The organism is Amycolatopsis sp. NPDC051903, from assembly GCF_044452505.1.
In the GTDB taxonomy this organism is placed as follows: domain Bacteria; phylum Actinomycetota; class Actinomycetes; order Mycobacteriales; family Pseudonocardiaceae; genus Amycolatopsis.
Genome location: NZ_JBITBT010000039.1, coordinates 1 through 17,481 on the forward strand (window position 1 = coordinate 1; position 17,481 = coordinate 17,481).

Here is a 17,481-nt window from a genome sequence, read left to right on the forward strand (position 1 = left end):
ACCCCCCACCCCCGGGGCGGGTCCCGCCGCACAACACCGGCGGGACCAACCTCGCCCCGCCGACGCGTCGACAAGCCGGCCGATCCGGGGGGGGGCCGCGAGGGTCGCGGCCCGCCGGCGCCCGCAATGGCTGAACACGGCGGAGTAGCAGCCGGTGCGCTTGGTCAGCGTCGCGAGCACACCGCGAAGGAGCGGGGAAGCCGGATTCCCGGTTTCCCCGCCTCCTCAGAACGGCTTCAAGCGATTCAGCTCAGCGTCACCGCGGCGTCGTCGATCACGAACGACGTCTGCAGGGAGCTGTCCTCGGTGCCGGTGAACTTCAGGGCCAGCGTGCCGCCGGCGGCCGACGAGACGTCGATCGTCCGGAGGGTGTACCCCGTGCCCTTGTTCAGGTTGGAGTAGTTGCCCAGCGTCGTGCTGCCGTTGGTGACGGTCAGCTTGTCGTAGGCGGTCGTGGTGGTCGTCTCCGCGGTGTCGATGTGCAGGTAGAACGTGAGGGTGGCGTGGCAGCCGGCCGGGATGCTCACCGACTGCGCGACGGACTCGGTGTGCGTCGAGCCGTAGCCGTCGAGGTAGGCGCTGTAGGTGCCGCCGTGCGCCGGCTCACCCGAGGACGCCCACTGGCCGATGGTGCCGGTGGTGCCGGTCCAGTTCGCGCTGCCCGACTCGAAGCCGCCGTTGAGGAGCTTCTGGCCGGAGCAGCCGCCGGTGGCGCCGACGGTCCAGGTGAACGACGCCGTGCCGGTCCTCCCCGCCGAGTCCCTCGCGGTCACCGTGACGGTCGAGGAGCCCGCGGTGGTCGCGGTGCCCGAGATCGTGCCGGTGGAGGCGTTGATCGACAGGCCGGCCGGCAGTCCGGTGGCCGACCAGGTGTACGGCGCGGTGCCGCCCGAGGCCGACAGCGGCAGGTTCACCGCGGAGCCCGTCGTGGTCGACTGGTTGCCCGGATTGGACACGGTGACGGTGCCGGTCGCCGAGCACGTCGGTTCACCCGACTGCGCCGGGACGGAGATCGCGTTCCACGCCGCCTTGACGGTGTTGAACTCGGTGCAGCTGCCCGGGAACAGGTTCTTCGCCGCGGTCAGGGTCCAGGTGCGGTACTTCAGGTACGAGCTGCCGGAAGTCTTGAGCAGCATCGCGTTGTAGAAGATCTTCACCGCGGTCTGGACACCGAGGCCGGTGACCGTGGAGTTGTTGCACGTCGTGCTGGTCGGCTGCCCGTTGGTCGGGTTGGTGCCTTCGGCCAGCAGGTAGAACCAGTGGTTGCCCGGGCCGGCGGCCGCGTGCACCTCACCGCCGGGGACCGAGCTGTCGTAACAGTTCTTGTCGCCCAGCGCCGACGGGTTGTACATGTTGCGGATCGGGCCGGAGCCGACCAGGTTGACCTGCTCGCCGACCAGGAAATCGGGCTTGTCGTAGGGCGCCGGCTCGTTCGCGAACCACTCGGTCGAAGCGCCGAAGACGTCCGCGACGAATTCCTGCGTGCCCGCGCCCGAAATGCCGCCCGGTGTGTGGTCGTCAATGCCGTGGCCGTGCTCGTGCGCGACGACGTCGATCGAGCCGATCCACTGGTTCTGCGTGTTGTGGCCGACCTGGACCTGGGTGCCGTCGTAGTACGCCTGCTCGTCGTTCAGGCCGACGCGGATCGGCCAGCCGCCGCCGTTGCCGTCGAAGCCGTTGCGGCCCAACCACTGCGAAAGCATCTTGTTCTCGGTCTGCGCCGCGAACAACGCGTCGACACAGCCCGTCTCACGGCTGGTGGCGTTGCCGTTGCCCCAGCTGTCGTCCGGGCCGCTGAAGGTGGTGTTGGTGGCCGCGTCCTGGCAGGACGTGCTGGTGATGGCCGGGTCCTTCATCGTGTAGTTCGAACTCGTGTGCGTGGTGTCGAGGTGCACCGGGTTCGGGCCGTTCCACGCGCTGGTGCCGTCACCGTTCAGGACGTGCTCCTGGGTGTGGAGCACCTTCCCGGTGGCCGCGTCGACGATGACGTCGAGCCGGCTCGGGCCCTCGGCGTCGCGTCCGACGGCGGTGCTCTTCCACGCCAGCTTCGGCGCGCCGAGCGCGTAAACGACCTGCTGAGCCGGGCTCACACTGTCCACCGAGGACAGCTGCTGCCGGGCAGTGGCCTCGGCCGCGGCCTTCGTGACGGCCGGGGCGGTCGTCACGAGGTCGATGGTCTGGTCCTGCGCGACCGAGGTGCCCAGGACCTGGCCCGTCGAGTTGGTCGCGACGACGAAGTCACCGCCCACGACGGGCAGGCCCTTGTAGGTGCGCTCGTACGGGATGTACTGCAGGCCGTTGGTCGAAGAGATGGCCTTCTGCTGCACGAAAACGTCGTCCGCGCCGGCGTGCAGGACGGACGGGCGGCTCGCGACGAGGCCGGCGGCTGCACTGACAGCCATGGCCTGGGCGCTCGGCACGGCGTTCGGGGTCGTGTTCGGGGTGGTTTGCGCCTGTGCAGTGCTGGTGATGCAGAGCGCGCCGACGAGTACGCCGGTCGCCGCCATGACGGCAGAACGTCTCAGGTGCATGTCGAGGGATCTCCTCCGGGCAGGGTGAACCAGACCCGGGTTCGAGGCCGGATCGTGGTCAGGGGAACGGGAAGTGGTGCGCTGGAGCGGAAAACAGAATCCGGCGCCCGGGCTTCGCGAACAAGCGACTAACGTACGGTCTTGTTGAGAGGACACGTTATCTCTCAAAACGGGCTAACGTTACTTTTCGGGCAGGGCAGGTCCACTGAGGACGCCGCCACCCGTTCGTCGGTTGACCCTGGAGCCGGCGAAGACCCTTTCGCGCGTTCCTTGGATGTAGACCCGTGGGTCGGCGATCGCGTGCGCCTCACCAGGGGTCGCAGTTGGCGCCGAAAGGCTGCCGCGGAGTTCCCGGCGGCGCGGGCCAGATGGAGCAGAGCGATCCGCCGAACGATGCCCAGCGATCCGGCCGGATGTATTCCGCAGGCGGGGCAGCGGTGAGGGCCAGCATGGTCGCGCCGCCGTCGGTCGCGCCCGGCACGAGCCGATGCCGGCGTCGCTCCCCCACCAGGCGCGGCGTCTGCGACCGGCGCCTGGATTCTCACCGGACCACGGCCGTCCCATCTACCGTAGCCACCACTGGCACGACTGGTGCTCGGACACGACGCGTCCTGGCCCGTCACGTGCTCAACTCCCGCATGCCTACCAGTTCGGCCGTGCCCGCTGGCCAGTCGATGTGATCGACGCACAGCAGGGCCAGGTCGACAAGGTCGGCGCGGTGCGCTTATTCGAACCGCGCGGTGTTCGCCAGATCTGGCCTGGAGACTGCGGCGAGACAATGCCCACTGGCGGGTCAGCTGGGGCAGGTGGCCTGCGGCAAGATGGCTGGGGTGCCGGATGAGTTGAAGCTGTTCGCGGACTACCACCAGATCCACGTGTTCGATGAGGGTTCCGTAGCCGATCTGGGGGAGGTGTGGACGGAGGAGGCGATGGCCAACCAGCTCGCGGTGACCGGGGACGCCGTTGCTGTCGGCACCGTGGTGAACGTGTTCGTGCGGGTAGCGGTCGAGGTGTTGCACGAGGCTCCCGCAGACGACAGCACCGCCTTTGACCACGTTGTCGAGGGCAGCCTGGAGGTTCGATCCGGACGCCTGGTGGTGATGGGCTGCACGGATTTTGAACTCGACGCGGCGCGTTTCGCTGTTCCCGCCGGGTCGCTGCGGGTGCGGGTGGCGAAGTCGAACCTGGGAGTTGCGAGTCGTTGGGGTATCGATTCCGACGAAGACCCCGCAACCATGGAGCAGGTGCGGGTGCAAGTGTGGCCTGCGACTGCGGCGCCGCTCATCGTGCTCAAGCAGTGGCCTACCGTCCGGGCGTAGACGGCCACTGCCCCGGGTCGGTGAACCGCTCTGCGTTGTTGCATCTAACGCAACATCGATCCATCTGCCACAGCCGGATTCGCTGATCAGCGTTGAAGCCCAGGGCGGCCGACCGAGGGAATGGCCCGAAACGTTCCCGGTATCGACCGAGCTCGAACGCCCGGTGCGCTCGCCTCGACGACCACACCGGGCTCGACCGGCCGGACACGAAGTCGTCCCGGCCGGGATGGCCGGCGATGATCCCGGACGGCCGCTGCGGGCTACCGCCGGCGAGCCGGAGCTGCTCGGCCAGCGACACGAGCGCCGGCCGCGACAGGGGTGTCGTCAGCCCCACCGCGCGCACCCGCCCGCGGCGGTCGGCCTGGCCGAGCACGAGCGCCGTCGGCCGGGGACGGGTCTCCGGTCACGCCGAGCACAAGGGCATCGACGTCCTCGTAGTGGCGGACCCTCACCCGGCCCACGCGGCCGCCGCGCAGGAACCGCGCATCACGCTGGCCGACCGAGGGGGTCCTTCGCCTACTAATTGGCGATCTTTCTGGAACCTCACTGAGTTGCGCGCTCGAAGGTGCTTTCCCGATCCCGTCGCACCTCGATCGGTACGTCGCCGGCGGCGTGCGGGATCACAATTCCCGTCACGCACGTTGGCCGATTCCCGGTGAGGCCCGGCAAACGCACCCACGCCGAACCGATCCGACGGACCCACCGGCCAGGTCAGGAAGACTCCGATGTCAGGCCCTCGCGGACGGCGAGTAGCGCAGCTTGGGTCCGCGAGGTGACCCCCAGCTTGGCGAACAGGTTGCTGACGTGGGTGCGGGCTGTGCGTTCGCTGATCTGCAGGTGCTTGGCGATCTGCTGGTTGGACTGCCCCGTCGCGATGTGGAGCAGCACTTCACGTTCGCGCGGCGTCAGCTCGTCGAGGCCGGTCCCGCCTCGTTCAGCCGGGTCGGTCAAGCAGCGGGTGACCGCGGAGTCCAGATACAGCTCACCGCGAGTGGCGGCCCGAACTGCCGCGACGATCTCGTCGGAGCCCGCGTCCTTGAGGATGTAGCCCGACAAGCCGGCGGCAATGGCTCGCCGGACGTTTTCCGCCTCGCTGAAGCTGGTCATGATCAGGATCTTCACGGTGGGGTATCGCGCCGTGATCAGACCGCCGACCTGAATTCCGTCGTCACCCGGAATGACCAGATCCATCAGGATCACATCCGGTAACCGGCCCTTCTGCGCGAGCTCCGTCAGGCGCTCCAGCGCATCCGCCCCGTCAACGGCCTCCCCCACCACCGACAGACCGGGAACCGCGTCGGCATACGAACGCAGCCCGGCTCTGACCACCGCGTGGTCGTCGACGAGCATCAATCGGATCTGCTCGGCCGGTGGCCTGTTCACGGTTCCTCACTCGCCGCTTCGCGCGGTTCCTGCCAGTCGATCTCGACGGCACCGCCAGTGGGGTTCGACCTGCTTCCGGTCTGGGCGGGGCAGAACTCGAGACGCACGAGGGTGCCGCTACCCGGGCCGGTCACGATGGTGAGCTTCCCGCCGAGCCGCTCGGCGCGCTCGCTCATCGAGATCAGACCCAAGTGGCCCGGAAGCGAGCTGCGCTCTGGGAATCCCACTCCGTCATCCGATATCTCGATGACCAGGAGTGTTCGAGATTCCTCGTGACGGTGCGCGAATCGGATCACCGCGTTCTTCGCCCGGGCGTGCTTGATGATGTTGTGGTACGCCTCACGAACGAGGTACCACACTTCCTCCCGATGTTCGGGAAGCAGGTCCATCTCGCCGACCTCGTCGACGACCCTCACCGTGAGGTCGGTGTCGCGGCTCGTCGCGGCGACCCACTCGCGGATCGACATCACCACGGACCGCTCCGGGGGCTGCGGAACGCGCAATTCCGCGATCATCGAACGGAACGACTTCACCACCGACTGCGACAAGTCCACCACTCGAGCGGCGTCGGCACGGATCTTGGCCACCGCGCCGGCGCCGGACGCCTCGTTGGTGAGCTCGATCGCCCGGGCGTGCATCGACAACGAGAACATCTCTTGGACGATGGAGTCGTGCAGGTCGCTGGCCAACTTACGACGCTCCTCCATCGCCGCGCGTGCGCGGTTGTCGGCGATCATCCCGGCGTGGTCGATGGTGACCGCAGCCTGGTCGGCGACGGCCGACAGGAAGTAGATCTCGTCGGGGTCCGGATCGCGACCGGGCGGGTAGAAGGCGCTCAGGTAACCGAGCACGCCGTCGGGCAAGATCAACGGCGCGGCCACGAAGCTCTCCCAGGAAATCGCCCGATGTATTGACATGATCGGCGCCCACGAAGGATCGGTGCGAAAGGTTTCCCAGCGATGGGATACGACGACGGGCCGACGTTCCGCTATCGCATCGAGGGATACCATTTCCGCGCCGAGCGCCCGGCACTGGATGAGCCGATCGCGCAATTCGTCGGCGGTTCCGGGCAAACCCGACAACGCACCGATGGGCAGAGTGCTCCTACCTGCTTCGCTGAGTCGAATGTGAACGGCTGCAAGTCCGGCCGACCGCCGAACCTCACCCGCCAATGCCGCGAGAGTGTCGGACAACGAACCCGATTTCGCCAGGGCCGCCGCCACTCGCGACATTGCCTGAAGATCGCGATCGGCGGTCATCGTCGCTCACCACAACGGTCGATGAGAGTCAAAGTTCCGATCTCCTCCCGCGGCAGACCAACCTTGCGAGGTCGATCAGATCTTCAAGGACACCACGCCCAGGTCAGTGAACCCAGGAGAGCAGATCCGCTACCGGACGTCATAAATCGAGCACGAGCTTGGGACACGCCGCCCGAGAGACACAGATCATCATCGTCTTTCCTTCGTCCCGTTCCTCGTCCGTCAGCAGGGAGTCGAAATGTTCCGGCGTTCCGGCAAGCACCTTCGTCTCACAGGTCCCGCACGTACCCTGCTCGCAGGAATACGGCGGCCGAACCCCGGCGCGTTCAACCGCCGCGAGAATGGTTTCGCCAGGCGATACAGTCACCGTGCCGCCTGTCCGGGCGAGCTCGACTTCGAAGAAAGAGTGGTCTGTCGAATCGGGTACCGCCTTCGCGACGAAGCGCTCCAGCCGCAGCGAGCCGGCCCGCCACCTCGCACACCGTTCCTCGACGGCGAGCAGCAAGGACTCGGGCCCACAGCAGTAAACGAGTACGTCATCAGCCGGCGTACCGAGCCACTCGTCCAGGTCGAGCCGGCCGCTCGCGTCCTCCGGGCAGATGACGACCCTGTCACCATACTTCTCCGCAAGCTCTTCGCTATAGGCCATCGACAGACGAGTGCGCCCGCCGTACAGCAGCCGCCAGTGGGCGCCGGCCTCTTCAGCCGAAGCGAGCATCGGCAGGATCGGGGTGATGCCGATCCCGCCGGCGATGAACAGGTAACGCGGCGAGGGCACCAGCGGAAAGTTGTTCCGCGGCCCCCGAACGCGCACGGAGGTGCCCTCGACCAGCCGATCGTGGACGTGCGCGGACCCGCCGCGGCCGTCGTGCTCGCGGAGCACCGCAACTCGCCACTCGTCGCGCGCGGGGCGCCCGCAGAGGGAATACTGCCGCACGAGCCCGTCATCGAGGAGAAGGTCCACGTGGCTACCGGCATCCCACGGGGGTAGCTCCTCTCCCGACCGGCTCGACAGGACCAGCTCGACGACCTCCTTGGCGATGACAGTCCGTTTCCGCACGACGAGGTCGAGTTCGGCCTCTCGCCGTGTCGTGTCCATCTGAGGCACGGTTCAACTCCCACATCGTTGTCGGTTCGGGAGGCCGACCGGCGAAGGCCGGCCTCCCGGCGCGACGGCGGTTCGATCAATCGGTGACGTTCGTCGGGACCAGCGTCTGCCAGGGAACCCCCTGGGCGATGATTCCCGACCCGGCGGTGAATTTGGCCCAGTCGACGGAACCGTCGAGGCCCTCGGGATCGCCGCCGGCCTCAACCCGGCGCGCCGCGTCGATCAGCAGGCGCCGCATTCGCACCACCGCGACGTCCGCCGCGACCAGGTGCTCCTTCGACCGATCGACGATGGGCTCCATCGAATCGGTCACCAGTGCGTCCTGGGGAATGAGGCCCGCCACCCCGGAGAACGAGGTACCGGCCACCATGGCCTGCCGATCCTGCGCGGGGCTCAGGACGTAGTCCGGCGCTTGCACATCCTCGAGGCTCCGCCACTTCAGCCATTCCGCCTTGTCGATCGGCTTCGCCGGGTCGCCCGTCACCACGTACGTGCACGTGTGCGTGTCATCGATCGGAACGTAGAGGAAGCCCAGGTTCATCGGGGGGATCAGCGCCTGGAACGGCATGATGAACGGCGTGACCCGAACGTAGGACTTGTCTGCGTCGGCACCCTTGAGTTTTCGGATCGCGGCGTAGTGGAAACCGAATTTCGTGTCCTCGACCTCGAGTACGGGAGCGTCGTCGGTCGTCGGGAAACGGTCCCGGCCGATACCGTCCGGGTCGTATTCGCCCGTCCTGGCGAGGGCGACCTCGGTCTGGTGGAGCAGGCCCACGTGGGATGAGTCGATCTCCCCTTCGACGCCCTGGATGAAGTTGCCCTTCTGCACCATCTTGGTCGTCGCGAGGTGTCCCGGCGGCACGTTCATCCAGACGTAACTCGGCGGCGGGGGCTGCTTGTCCGCCGGGCCCAGGTACACCCAGACGATCTGACCGGCCTCGTGCACCGGGTGCGCCGGGGCCCGCAGGCGGCTCCTGAACCGCGAGTCCGGCAGGTTCGGCGTCTCCTGGATCGACCCGTCCGCCCCGAACTTCCACCCGTGGTACAGGCAGCGGATACCGCAGTCCTCCACGCGGCCGATCGCCAGCGAAGCGCCGCGGTGCATGCATTTCTCGTCCAGCACTCCGACGGTTCCGGCCGAATCGCGGAAGACGACGAAATCCTCGCCGACCAAGCGGAACTTCCGGGGATCTCCGTCCGGCTCGGCCACGTCGCTGGAGAGGCAGATCGGAAGCCAGTACCGCCGCAGCAGCGCACCCATCGGTGTGCCTGGCCCGATGCGGCAGAGATATGCGTTTTCCTCGGCGCTCAGCATTGCGACTCCTGTTCCGGTGTTCCCGCCCACGTGATGGCTGTCTTGTCGCCTTCGAGCGAGTGATCGACGACAACATCGAGGTCGAGCAGTACCAGCGGATTTCCCCGGGACACTTCGGCGCGTTTCACCCGCGCGACGGATTCGTACCCGGATGGACTGACGCGCAACTCCGACGGTTTCGTCCGCCCGTCCCGGTACCCGTTGAGGATCGCGACGCACGCACCATCCAGCAAATGGACGATCGATGTCATGAGGTTCCTTCCGTCACCACGGGATCGAACCTAGGGAACGCACGAGGACCCGACAATCGTTCTTTCGCCCAAGGCGTCGCTCAGTCATTCGACGTATCGTCTACGTCATCTGACGTAGGTGCGCGAACTTCGGCCGGCACCACACACCATCGTCATAGCCCTCGGCGAGCAATTTCTCGAAGACCGCGGCTACGGGCCTTGCCGCCCACGCTCAACTGCCGTGAGCCCCTGCGGCGAGCTTCGCCAGCAACTCCCGGCCCTTCTCCGCATTACGCGGCTCGCACAGGACGTCGTAACGGCCGGCAACGAGCTGGCTGGCCGAGGAGAAATCGCGGCGCCCGCGCGAGGCGGTATAGCCGAGCGCCGCGAACACCCCGCCGAACAGGGCCCCGGCGGCGAGGCCGACGACCATCGGTGCCGCGGTCGAGCCCGCGGTGTTGTCGAACAGGCCCAGCAGCAGGCCGACGAACAGCCCGAACCAGGCGCCGGACAGCGCACCGGTGCCCAGCACTTTGCCCCAGGTGAGCCTGCCGATGACACGCTCGACGAGCATGAGGTCGACGCCGACGATCGTCAGGTCCTGAACGGTGAACTCGTTGCCGACCAGGTACTCGACCGCGCGCTGTGCTTCTTCATAGGTGCCGTACGAGCCGATCGGCCACCCCGACGGTGGCGTCGGCAGGCTGGGCAGTCCCGGCGCTCGCCGTCCCGACGAGAGTGGATTGGTCACGATCATCACCTGTGCTTCGTTCGACTGCGCTGAGGGTCTTGACGGGTCGATTCCCTTTGCGACGCGTCGCGCGACCGTCTTACTTCCTTACTTCGCCTGAGCACGCGATCGGCCGTCGTAACCGGTCACGAGTCGTCGGCGCTGGCTCCTCGTGGTCGACGTGCGCAGAACTCAGCTCCACGGGTTGGATCGACTACCTGCCGCGGGTCGGTGGTGAGGCCATAACGGTGAACAACATCATCCAGCCAAGCGGGGTGGCCGAAGGTGAGCCCGTACGTGGCAGCCAGCTCCGCGATCGTGTCGGGCTCCGGCGTGCCCTCCGCCAGCAGTTCGGCGAGATCGTGGAAGTACTGCTCGAAGCCGCCGGGCGTGATGATCTCGATGATCCGGGCCGGCGTGGTGCCGGCGTTCCACATCGTGTGCATCTCCCCACGGGGTTTGGTGATGTACCCGCCAGGCCCGAGGACCGCCTCGCGGTCACCGGAACGAAAGCCCATCTCGCCTTCGAGCACGATCGAGTACTCGTCCTCCCGGCTGTGCTGGTGCGCCGGCACGATCGCGCCGACGTCAAACGGATGTTCCACGACCGAAACCGACCCATTGGTGTCGCGGCTCCACAGTTTGAACGCCACCCCGAACAGGCCCATTCGGACCGCCTCACCACCACCCGGCGGCACGACCGTCAATTTGGGCTCGCCTGGAACACTCACAGTGGACTCCGTTTCGACGAAAAATTTCCGTGCTTCCAACAATAGGTGCCCGAACATAGAGGGCGCAAAGTAGAAATGAGTGAATTACTCGTACGTGAGTCTTCCAACTTCTCTCGAATGCCGAGCGTCACCACTTGGTCTGCCGTCCACGTGGCCTGCCGCGGCTACCGGGTTCGACCGTTCGCGGAAACGCCGGCAACGGAGCCTCGCCTGCTTGTTACCCGCCATCAACTAGTGGCGCGGCCGTGAAGGCGTGAACATGGCGCCGGATGATATCCGCGACCTTTCGCGGATGCTCCACCTGGACCCAGTGCCCGGCGCACTCGATGCGGTGGAAGCTGATGTCCGGTCGCACCGCGCGGAGCTGCTCACGGGAGAGCGGCCGGGAGGAGTTCACATAGCACAGACGTGACGGACTTCGTCGAATCTCGTCAGATGCGTCGAAAATCACGGCGTCGCGCAGGAGCGCGGATCCCACCTCGGGATCGGTGGCGTCGACGGCCTCGTTGATCTCGTCGATGATCCTCGGCCCGGCCCGGTCGCCAAGGCCGGCGCGGTGGTGGTCTTTCACCGCGTTGCGAAAGCCGTCGCGATCGAGTGCGCTCACCAGCCGATCCGCCCAGCCACGGACGGCGTCACTGACGATGAGCGACGAATCGAGGAGAGTGAGAGTCTCGATCCCCGGTAAACGGTTCGTCAGGCGCAACGCCGTCGTCCCACCCGCGCTGTGGCCCACCAGCGCCACCCGAGTCAGCGCGAGGTCTTCGATGAGCTGCCCGAGCGCCTCGACCTGCGCCGACATACCACGGGCCCCCTGCCCCACCGGGGAGGCGCCGTGCCCGAGGAGATCAACCGAAACGACTCGCGAGTCGCTGCTCAGGTCGTCCGCAAGAGCGGCGTTTTGCGCCCGCCGGCCGCCGAGACCGTGGACGAGGACGATCGTCGTGTCCCCCTGAGACCCTTGTGCGGTGAAACTCAGCGGAGTCCGTGGTGTCATTGAGCAACACTCTCGTCATTGACCAGTCGAGTGTTAAATTGTTGATAGTCGATTCTCAATCGTCGAGAAAGCGCTAATCGACATGACTTGGACATCAGGGCTCCTGTTCGTATCGGTTGAACCGCGATGTGCGGGACGCCGCATTGCCGTCCGGCTGGACGGCGTCGATCCACCGTGCCGTCTTACCAACACCGGACACGAGTACAGGCAGTCGTGCACGTCTCGGTGATCGATCGGCCTACCTTGATATCTGCGAGTCACGCGTGAAGTCGATCTTGCTATGGGACAAGATGGCCCAGGTGCGGCCGTACTACAACGAGCACACGAAGAAGACCGACCGCGAGATCCCCGTGGTGGTGCTCGAACGGATGTGACCGCGAGGAAAGCGCGGCCCGTCGGCCGCCGATCGGCAAGCCCGTCAGGAGTTCAGCGACGTCGTCCACGCTGTGATCAACTCGGCAGGTCTCGCCGGCCCGGTGGAGACCAACGGCCGCGAAACGCCGCCCGTCCCGCATCGCAGTGCTGCGTGGGATCGCCCGCTGGTACACCCACAAGCACGTCGGCCGAAACGCTGCCGCGCCGGGCGGGTTTCCGGCGCTGACGTGCCGACCGGCAGGATGTCGCCTGCCCGAGGGCACCGTGCCCGGGGTGGTGGGTGTCCCCGGTGACCCGAGATTTCGGCGGGTCGCCGGGGACCTGTTATTCGTCGTCCTCGGGCGGATTGAGCCGGCCGCCAGATCTCTCGGTCGCCCTTCGGCATCGGCGTCGTCGAGCACGGCCGGCCTCTCCGGGTCGCCGGGTTCGCTACCCGCGCGAAGTCGCGCCAGCAGAACTCGTCATCAACCACGGGTCGGGCGCCGTCATCCCGGACCATCGGGATGGGCGAGGTCGTAAGCGCGGGAGACCTTCTGGGGGACCACCATCCGCCACGCGTCCACGACGAACTCGCGGGCCTCAGCCGGGTCCAGCGCAGCCAGTTCCGCGTGGACCCAGTTGAACCGCATGTCCGACTCCGACGGCAGCCGGAACTTCCCCGGCTCGCCGGCGACGAGCGCGGCACGCTCCTCCTTCGGGAACGCGAAGCCCATCACCGCCTCGTCGAGGGAGAACGCCACATAGACGATCTGCTTGACCCGGAACTTCAGCCGGCCCCGCACATAAACCGGATACGAGCGCTCGAGCTCCGAGCCCAAGGCACGAACATCCTCGATCACCGCCATGACCCACCTCCTCACCCGAACACGAAGACTGCCAGGACGCGCCCAGCGCGCGGGACGCCGGTCGTCCTGGCGCCACCAACCCGTGCTTGCCGCCGAAGTTGAGCGATCGGCTGGCGACCTTCACCTCCCCCACGAACGCGTCGAGCCCGACCGCGACGCCGCGCGCACAGCAGAGGCACTGACCCGGCGGTGAGCATTCACGCACGCGGCCGTGGGCTGGTCTCGTTGGTCGTAAAAGAAGTTACTTGTGAACCCCGAGGTATTCGCGCTTTGGCTGCACGCCGCCAGGTCGCCTTCGGTCGGACCTGTTTGTAGTGATGGCGCAGGACCGCATCGGCCAAAGCAGTGCCGCGACGACCGGTTCAGTCGCGCCGGTGCCGTCCCGTGCGGAAGAGCTGCCGCGGCGGACGGACGGGCCGGCCCTCGGCCAGGTGCCGGGGCACGCCGGGATCGGTCAGCTCGCCGATGAGATCGGCGACCGCCACGAATCGGGTCGTTGCGGGCTCCGGCGACCCGGCGTCCACGAGCGGAACCCACGCGCTCCCCGGATCGTCGGCGTCCACGCAGGACCCCGCGACCACGCCGGTGCGGACCACCACCCCCTCGCCGTCTGCCTCTCGTTCGAGGTAGGCCAGGTGCCGTCCCACCGGGTAGTCCACCGCTCTCGCCTTGACCGCGGCCCGCATTTCGACGTCGTCGGCCATCGCCGCCCCTCCTGATGAACTCCGGGAGAACGACCGCCGGGTCCGGGGCGGCACAAGACTCGGCAGGCGACTCTACCGGGAAACCCGGCAAAAGCACCTCGATTCCCCCGAACAGCGGACAGACCACCGTCCGAAGTAGAGGGTGTCCGACACCGGAATCCCGAGCAGGCGGGCCCGGCCACCGGCGGATCGCCGAACGCTCCCGCGCCGAAACCGGCGAATCCACTGTGGCAGGCCGATCGCACGACAGGACCACCCGGATCCGTCTCGTCGCGGCTTCGGGCGTCAGCCGGCGGGTGGTGCGGCGTCGAGGATGTCGGTGGCGCGGACCAGGTTCACGGGCGCGTCGGGCGCCGTGTCACGTTGCCGGACCGGCACCCACGTGGTGCTGGTGTGCTCGTCGCGCAGGCTGCGGCCCGCGATCGTGCCGGTGCGCTCCTGCCACTCGGGAAACGCTCCGGCCCGGCGCCCACCAGCCGGGCCGCGAACGCGGCAGAGGTAGCGCACCTGCCACCCCGGCGGGTAACCACCAGCGTGCCGGGTGGGCCAGTCGGCCTTCGGATCGCTGCTCTCCGGGCCTCGGCAAGCCCGATCGTCTACCGGCTGATCGTGCGGACCGTCGTCCATCGCCACGACTCGTCACCCCGATCGCATGCGGGATTCACCGAACGACCGCCGCGGTCCAGGGCGGAAGTGAACAGCGTACACTCGCTCCCGACCTGCGGTCGTTCCTCCGCTCGGGTGTTCTCGGGCGCCAGTTGGGTACTGACAAGCCGCGGGCGTTGTGCCGCAGGCTGCTGACGGCCGCGAGGCGCCAGTATCGTCTCCGGCGTGACTGCTCGAACCGCCGACCGCGGTGCCCGGACGACAGGACTCGACCTGCACCTCGGGCACATCAGCGGCACCGTTCGCGCCGGCCTCATGGACGCGTTCCGGGAAGCGATTCGCGCCGACCGGCTGGCGCCCGGGACACGCCTTCCCTCGAGCCGGGTGCTGGCCGCGGACCTCGGCATCGGTCGCAACACCGTCGTGCGCGTGTACTCCGAGCTGATCAGTGAAGGATGGCTCACCGCGCTGCGGGGTTCCGGTACCGAAGTGTCGCAACGCGCGACGGAACTCACGGGCCGACGGACGCGACGACAGCCGGCCAGACCGCGCTCGCAACCGGTGCACGATCTTCGGCCCGGGTACCCGGACCTCTCGTCGTTCCCGCGGGAGGAGTGGATTCGGGCGGTGAAGAGGACGATCAGCACTGCACCGTTCGAGGCCTTCGGGTACACCGATCCGCACGGCCGCAGTGAGCTGCGCGAGACCCTCGCCCGTTATCTGGCCCGTGCCCGCGGGCTGCGTGCGCGGGCGGACAACGTCATCGTGTGCAGCGGGGCCGCCGAAGGCCTGCGGCTCGTCGTCGCCGGACTGGCGAAAGCCGGGGTGACGAAAGTGGCGGTCGAGGAGTTCGGCCTCCAGACCCAGCGCCAGGCATTGCTGAAGGCCGGGCTCGAAGCCGTCCCGATCCCGGTTGACAGCGACGGTGCGGACATCTCGCTGCTCGACCGCTCGCCCGGCCTGGGGGCGGTTCTGCTGACGCCGTCGCACCAGTTCCCCCTCGGCGTGGCACTGCACTCCGACCGGCGAGCGGCGGTCGTCGACTGGGCACGACGGCGGGGAACCCTGATCATCGAAGACGATTACGACGGCGAGTTCCGCTACGACCGCTCTCCCGTCGGCGCTCTGCAGGGACTCGACCACGACCACGTGATCTACCTGGGAACCGCCAGCAAGTCGCTGGCACCGGGGCTGCGCCTCGGCTGGCTCGTCCTCCCCGACCACCTGGTGGAGGTGATCAGCTCGCAGAAAGGGGAAACCGAGGAGACCGCCGGGTTCGTCAACCAGTTGGCGATGACCGACTTCATCGAGTCGGGAGCCTACGATCGGCACATCCGCGCGATGCGCGCACACTACCGCCGGCGACGTCAGCAGCTGGTCGAAACGATCAGGCAGCACTCGCCGGGCACGCAGGAGGCCGGGATGCCCGCAGGACTGCACGTCGTCCTCGAACAACCCGCCCGAAACGGGAGCGAGCTCGCCCGCCGAGCTGCCCGCGAACACCTGGCGGTCGAGCCCCTCGACCTCTTCCGGCACCCGGAATCCACATCGGACCGCGACGGCGTGGTCATCGGGTTCGCAGCACCTTCCCCCAGCGGATGGTCAGGCGCACTCGACGCGCTGGTTCGCGCCCTCCGGTGACCGCCCCCACCCGAGTGGTCCCCGTTTCCCACCGTCAAGTGGCCCCAGGTTCCCGGCCGAAACGCGGCTAGCCTCGCGGACATGTTGGCTGCCGGAAACACCAAGGTCTCCGACCTGCTCTGCGTCACCCCGCCGCCCATCCCCGAGGGTGCACACGCGATGACCCAGCTCGTCGAGCTGCCCCCGGCCGACGCCGGCCTGCAGCCTCACCGCCACAGCGGGCCGGTCTTCGGTTACGTCCTCGAAGGCAAGATCCTCTTCGAGCTCGAAGGCGAAGCTCCACGCGAGATCGCCGCCGGCGAAGCGTTCTGGGAGCCCGGCGGTGACGTCGTGCACTACCAGGTCGCGAACCTGGAGCCGACGACCTGGAGCCGGTTCCTGGCGGTGTGCATCTGCGCCCCTGACGTCGACATGATCACCATGCTGGAACCCGAAGAGATCGTGGCGCGCGATCACCTCCGGCACCCCAGCGCCCGCCAGTACTCGAGTTGAACCGGTCAGCGCCACAGCACACCCCCGACGCTGCCCGCACACGACAAGGACCCGACATGAAAGCCATCACCGTCCAGGACCGTGCCGCCGGTCTCGGTGGGTTGACCCTGACCGATCGTCCGCACCCGCACGCCGCGGAGAACGACGTCATCGTGCGGGTGCACGCGGCCGGCTTCACCCCTGGCGAACTCGACTGGCCGGGCACGTGGACGGATCGAGCCGGTCGTGATCGGACCCCGAGCGTGCCCGGGCACGAGTTGTCCGGCGTCGTGACGGAGCTCGGCTACGGCACCACCGGCCTCACGGTCGGACAGCGCGTCTTCGGGCTCGCCGACTGGACGCGAGACGGATCGCTCGCCGAGTTCACGGCCGTGGAGGCCCGCAATCTCGCGCCCCTCCCGGCGGACCTCGACCACACCGTCGGTGCGGCCCTGTCGATTTCCGGCCTGACCGCCTGGCAGGCGTTGTTCGACCACGGCCGCCTCGCGCCCGGCCAGACGGTCTTGATCCACGGCGCCGCGGGCGGCGTCGGATCGATCGCCGTGCAGCTCGCGCGTGCCGCGGGGGCGAGGGTGATCGGCACCGGCCGCGGCGGCAATCGCGAGGTCGCACTCGACCTCGGCGTCGACACCTTCGTCGATCTGCAAGCCGAACGGCTGGAAGAAGCCGGCGAAGTCGATGTGGTCCTGGACGTGTTCGGCGGAGAGGTTCTCGAACGCTCGACCGGGTTGGTTCGTGCCGGCGGCACCCTCGTCACCATCGCCGAACCGCCGACGGCCAAGCCCCGTGACGGCCGGGCGATCTTCTTCGTCGTCGAACCGGACCGAGCGCGGCTGGCCGCGTTGGCGGAGCTCGTCCGCGAGGGAAGCCTGCGCATCCTGGTCGGATCGAAGCACCCGTTGGCGGACGCACCGGTGGCGTTGGCATCGGGACGCCGCGGCGGCGGGAAGACGATCATCGTGGTCAACGGATATTGAGGCCGTCGGCGACACAGCAGCCGGGTGGTTCGCCGGCCGGGCTCAGGCGCCGCGGGCCGGCCGGCGAACCTCCCGGCCTGACGCGGCCGTGGTCGTCAGCCTGGGGCTGCGGCGAGTTCCGCCGGCTCGGGCGTGATGCCCGGTCTGCCCGAGGGGTGGATGCTGCTCTTCCCGCCGCGCAACGAGCGTGCGATGGCGCTTGCGATCGATCATCGAGGCCGCCGTCTCTCGACCGGCG

At 67.9% G+C, this 17,481-nt stretch carries 17 protein-coding genes; 5 read left to right on the top strand and 12 right to left on the bottom strand.

The features are described 5' to 3' along the window. Positions 1-245: 245 nt before the first annotated feature. Positions 246-2,507 carry a M4 family metallopeptidase gene (locus ACIA77_RS42810; protein WP_395891972.1) on the bottom strand — a complete coding sequence of 754 codons (2,262 nt, stop codon included), beginning with the start codon at positions 2,505-2,507 and terminating at the stop codon, positions 246-248. Between the two features lie 854 nt (positions 2,508-3,361). Between ACIA77_RS42810 and ACIA77_RS42815 the strand changes: the two genes are divergently transcribed. Then, the gene (locus tag ACIA77_RS42815) at positions 3,362-3,850 is read left to right on the top strand and encodes a hypothetical protein (RefSeq protein ID WP_395891893.1); all 489 of its coding nucleotides are present in this window, start codon (positions 3,362-3,364) and stop codon (positions 3,848-3,850) included. A gap of 711 nt (positions 3,851-4,561) precedes the next feature. On the opposite strand, the gene ACIA77_RS42820 is transcribed toward ACIA77_RS42815, so the two are convergent. From ACIA77_RS42820 to ACIA77_RS42855, 8 genes are all read right to left on the bottom strand, one after another. Then, positions 4,562-5,200, bottom strand: a complete 639-nt coding sequence (locus tag ACIA77_RS42820; protein WP_395891894.1) for a response regulator — start codon at positions 5,198-5,200, stop codon at positions 4,562-4,564. Positions 5,201-5,229: 29 nt separating this feature from the next. Then, positions 5,230-6,492, bottom strand: a complete 1,263-nt coding sequence (locus ACIA77_RS42825) for a GAF domain-containing protein (protein ID WP_395891895.1) — start codon at positions 6,490-6,492, stop codon at positions 5,230-5,232. Positions 6,493-6,631: 139 nt separating this feature from the next. Further along, complete coding sequence (locus tag ACIA77_RS42830) at positions 6,632-7,591, bottom strand: PDR/VanB family oxidoreductase (RefSeq protein WP_395891896.1); 960 nt, start codon at positions 7,589-7,591, stop codon at positions 6,632-6,634. Between the two features lie 85 nt (positions 7,592-7,676). Continuing rightward, the gene (locus ACIA77_RS42835; protein WP_395891897.1) at positions 7,677-8,915 is read right to left on the bottom strand and encodes a Rieske 2Fe-2S domain-containing protein; all 1,239 of its coding nucleotides are present in this window, start codon (positions 8,913-8,915) and stop codon (positions 7,677-7,679) included. Then, positions 8,909-9,166, bottom strand: a complete 258-nt coding sequence (locus ACIA77_RS42840) for a hypothetical protein (RefSeq protein ID WP_395891898.1) — start codon at positions 9,164-9,166, stop codon at positions 8,909-8,911. The genes ACIA77_RS42835 and ACIA77_RS42840 overlap by 7 nt, the downstream gene beginning before the upstream one ends. A 211-nt stretch (positions 9,167-9,377) precedes the next feature. Next, positions 9,378-9,902: a general stress protein gene (locus ACIA77_RS42845; protein WP_395891973.1), complete on the bottom strand. Its 525-nt coding sequence runs from the start codon at positions 9,900-9,902 to the stop codon at positions 9,378-9,380. A 119-nt stretch (positions 9,903-10,021) separates the two neighbouring features. Then, positions 10,022-10,543 carry a cupin domain-containing protein gene (locus ACIA77_RS42850; protein WP_395891899.1) on the bottom strand — a complete coding sequence of 174 codons (522 nt, stop codon included), beginning with the start codon at positions 10,541-10,543 and terminating at the stop codon, positions 10,022-10,024. A gap of 280 nt (positions 10,544-10,823) precedes the next feature. After that, positions 10,824-11,603 carry an alpha/beta fold hydrolase gene (locus ACIA77_RS42855; protein WP_395891900.1) on the bottom strand — a complete coding sequence of 260 codons (780 nt, stop codon included), beginning with the start codon at positions 11,601-11,603 and terminating at the stop codon, positions 10,824-10,826. A 263-nt stretch (positions 11,604-11,866) separates the two neighbouring features. Between ACIA77_RS42855 and ACIA77_RS42860 the strand changes: the two genes are divergently transcribed. Next, complete coding sequence (locus ACIA77_RS42860) at positions 11,867-11,977, top strand: nitroreductase/quinone reductase family protein (protein ID WP_395891901.1); 111 nt, start codon at positions 11,867-11,869, stop codon at positions 11,975-11,977. A 486-nt stretch (positions 11,978-12,463) separates the two neighbouring features. On the opposite strand, the gene ACIA77_RS42865 is transcribed toward ACIA77_RS42860, so the two are convergent. From ACIA77_RS42865 to ACIA77_RS42875, 3 genes are all read right to left on the bottom strand, one after another. After that, positions 12,464-12,823, bottom strand: coding sequence for an MmcQ/YjbR family DNA-binding protein (locus tag ACIA77_RS42865; RefSeq protein ID WP_395891902.1), 360 nt, complete (start codon positions 12,821-12,823; stop codon positions 12,464-12,466). A 362-nt stretch (positions 12,824-13,185) separates the two neighbouring features. Beyond that, the gene (locus tag ACIA77_RS42870; protein WP_395891903.1) at positions 13,186-13,527 is read right to left on the bottom strand and encodes a hypothetical protein; all 342 of its coding nucleotides are present in this window, start codon (positions 13,525-13,527) and stop codon (positions 13,186-13,188) included. Between the two features lie 285 nt (positions 13,528-13,812). After that, positions 13,813-14,034 carry a hypothetical protein gene (locus ACIA77_RS42875; protein ID WP_395891904.1) on the bottom strand — a complete coding sequence of 74 codons (222 nt, stop codon included), beginning with the start codon at positions 14,032-14,034 and terminating at the stop codon, positions 13,813-13,815. 324 nt (positions 14,035-14,358) lie between these two features. On the opposite strand from ACIA77_RS42875, the gene ACIA77_RS42880 reads away from it, so the two are divergent. The 3 genes from ACIA77_RS42880 to ACIA77_RS42890 all read left to right on the top strand — a co-directional run bounded on the left by ACIA77_RS42880 (position 14,359) and on the right by ACIA77_RS42890 (position 17,243). Further along, on the top strand, positions 14,359-15,774 hold the full coding sequence (locus ACIA77_RS42880) for a PLP-dependent aminotransferase family protein (RefSeq protein ID WP_395891905.1): 1,416 nt from the start codon (positions 14,359-14,361) through the stop codon (positions 15,772-15,774). An 81-nt stretch (positions 15,775-15,855) separates the two neighbouring features. Further along, positions 15,856-16,266: a cupin domain-containing protein gene (locus tag ACIA77_RS42885; protein WP_395891906.1), complete on the top strand. Its 411-nt coding sequence runs from the start codon at positions 15,856-15,858 to the stop codon at positions 16,264-16,266. 56 nt (positions 16,267-16,322) lie between these two features. Next, positions 16,323-17,243 (top strand): NADP-dependent oxidoreductase, encoded by a 921-nt coding sequence (locus ACIA77_RS42890; protein ID WP_395891907.1) that lies wholly within the window; start codon positions 16,323-16,325, stop codon positions 17,241-17,243. Positions 17,244-17,481: the final 238 nt, after the last annotated feature.

What these genes read in the sequence shown, in the direction of transcription:
- ACIA77_RS42810 (WP_395891972.1), bottom strand. Translation starts at nt 2,507, where the DNA reads ATGGCGGCGACCGGCGTACTCGTCGGCGCGCTCTGCATCACCAGCACT.
- ACIA77_RS42820 (WP_395891894.1), bottom strand. Translation starts at nt 5,200, where the DNA reads ATGCTCGTCGACGACCACGCGGTGGTCAGAGCCGGGCTGCGTTCGTAT.
- ACIA77_RS42825 (WP_395891895.1), bottom strand. Translation starts at nt 6,492, where the DNA reads ATGACCGCCGATCGCGATCTTCAGGCAATGTCGCGAGTGGCGGCGGCC.
- ACIA77_RS42830 (WP_395891896.1), bottom strand. Translation starts at nt 7,591, where the DNA reads ATGGACACGACACGGCGAGAGGCCGAACTCGACCTCGTCGTGCGGAAA.
- ACIA77_RS42835 (WP_395891897.1), bottom strand. Translation starts at nt 8,915, where the DNA reads ATGCTGAGCGCCGAGGAAAACGCATATCTCTGCCGCATCGGGCCAGGC.
- ACIA77_RS42840 (WP_395891898.1), bottom strand. Translation starts at nt 9,166, where the DNA reads ATGACATCGATCGTCCATTTGCTGGATGGTGCGTGCGTCGCGATCCTC.
- ACIA77_RS42845 (WP_395891973.1), bottom strand. Translation starts at nt 9,902, where the DNA reads ATGATCGTGACCAATCCACTCTCGTCGGGACGGCGAGCGCCGGGACTG.
- ACIA77_RS42850 (WP_395891899.1), bottom strand. Translation starts at nt 10,543, where the DNA reads ATGGGCCTGTTCGGGGTGGCGTTCAAACTGTGGAGCCGCGACACCAAT.
- ACIA77_RS42855 (WP_395891900.1), bottom strand. Translation starts at nt 11,603, where the DNA reads ATGACACCACGGACTCCGCTGAGTTTCACCGCACAAGGGTCTCAGGGG.
- ACIA77_RS42865 (WP_395891902.1), bottom strand. Translation starts at nt 12,823, where the DNA reads ATGGCGGTGATCGAGGATGTTCGTGCCTTGGGCTCGGAGCTCGAGCGC.
- ACIA77_RS42870 (WP_395891903.1), bottom strand. Translation starts at nt 13,527, where the DNA reads ATGGCCGACGACGTCGAAATGCGGGCCGCGGTCAAGGCGAGAGCGGTG.
- ACIA77_RS42885 (WP_395891906.1), top strand. Translation starts at nt 15,856, where the DNA reads ATGTTGGCTGCCGGAAACACCAAGGTCTCCGACCTGCTCTGCGTCACC.
- ACIA77_RS42890 (WP_395891907.1), top strand. Translation starts at nt 16,323, where the DNA reads ATGAAAGCCATCACCGTCCAGGACCGTGCCGCCGGTCTCGGTGGGTTG.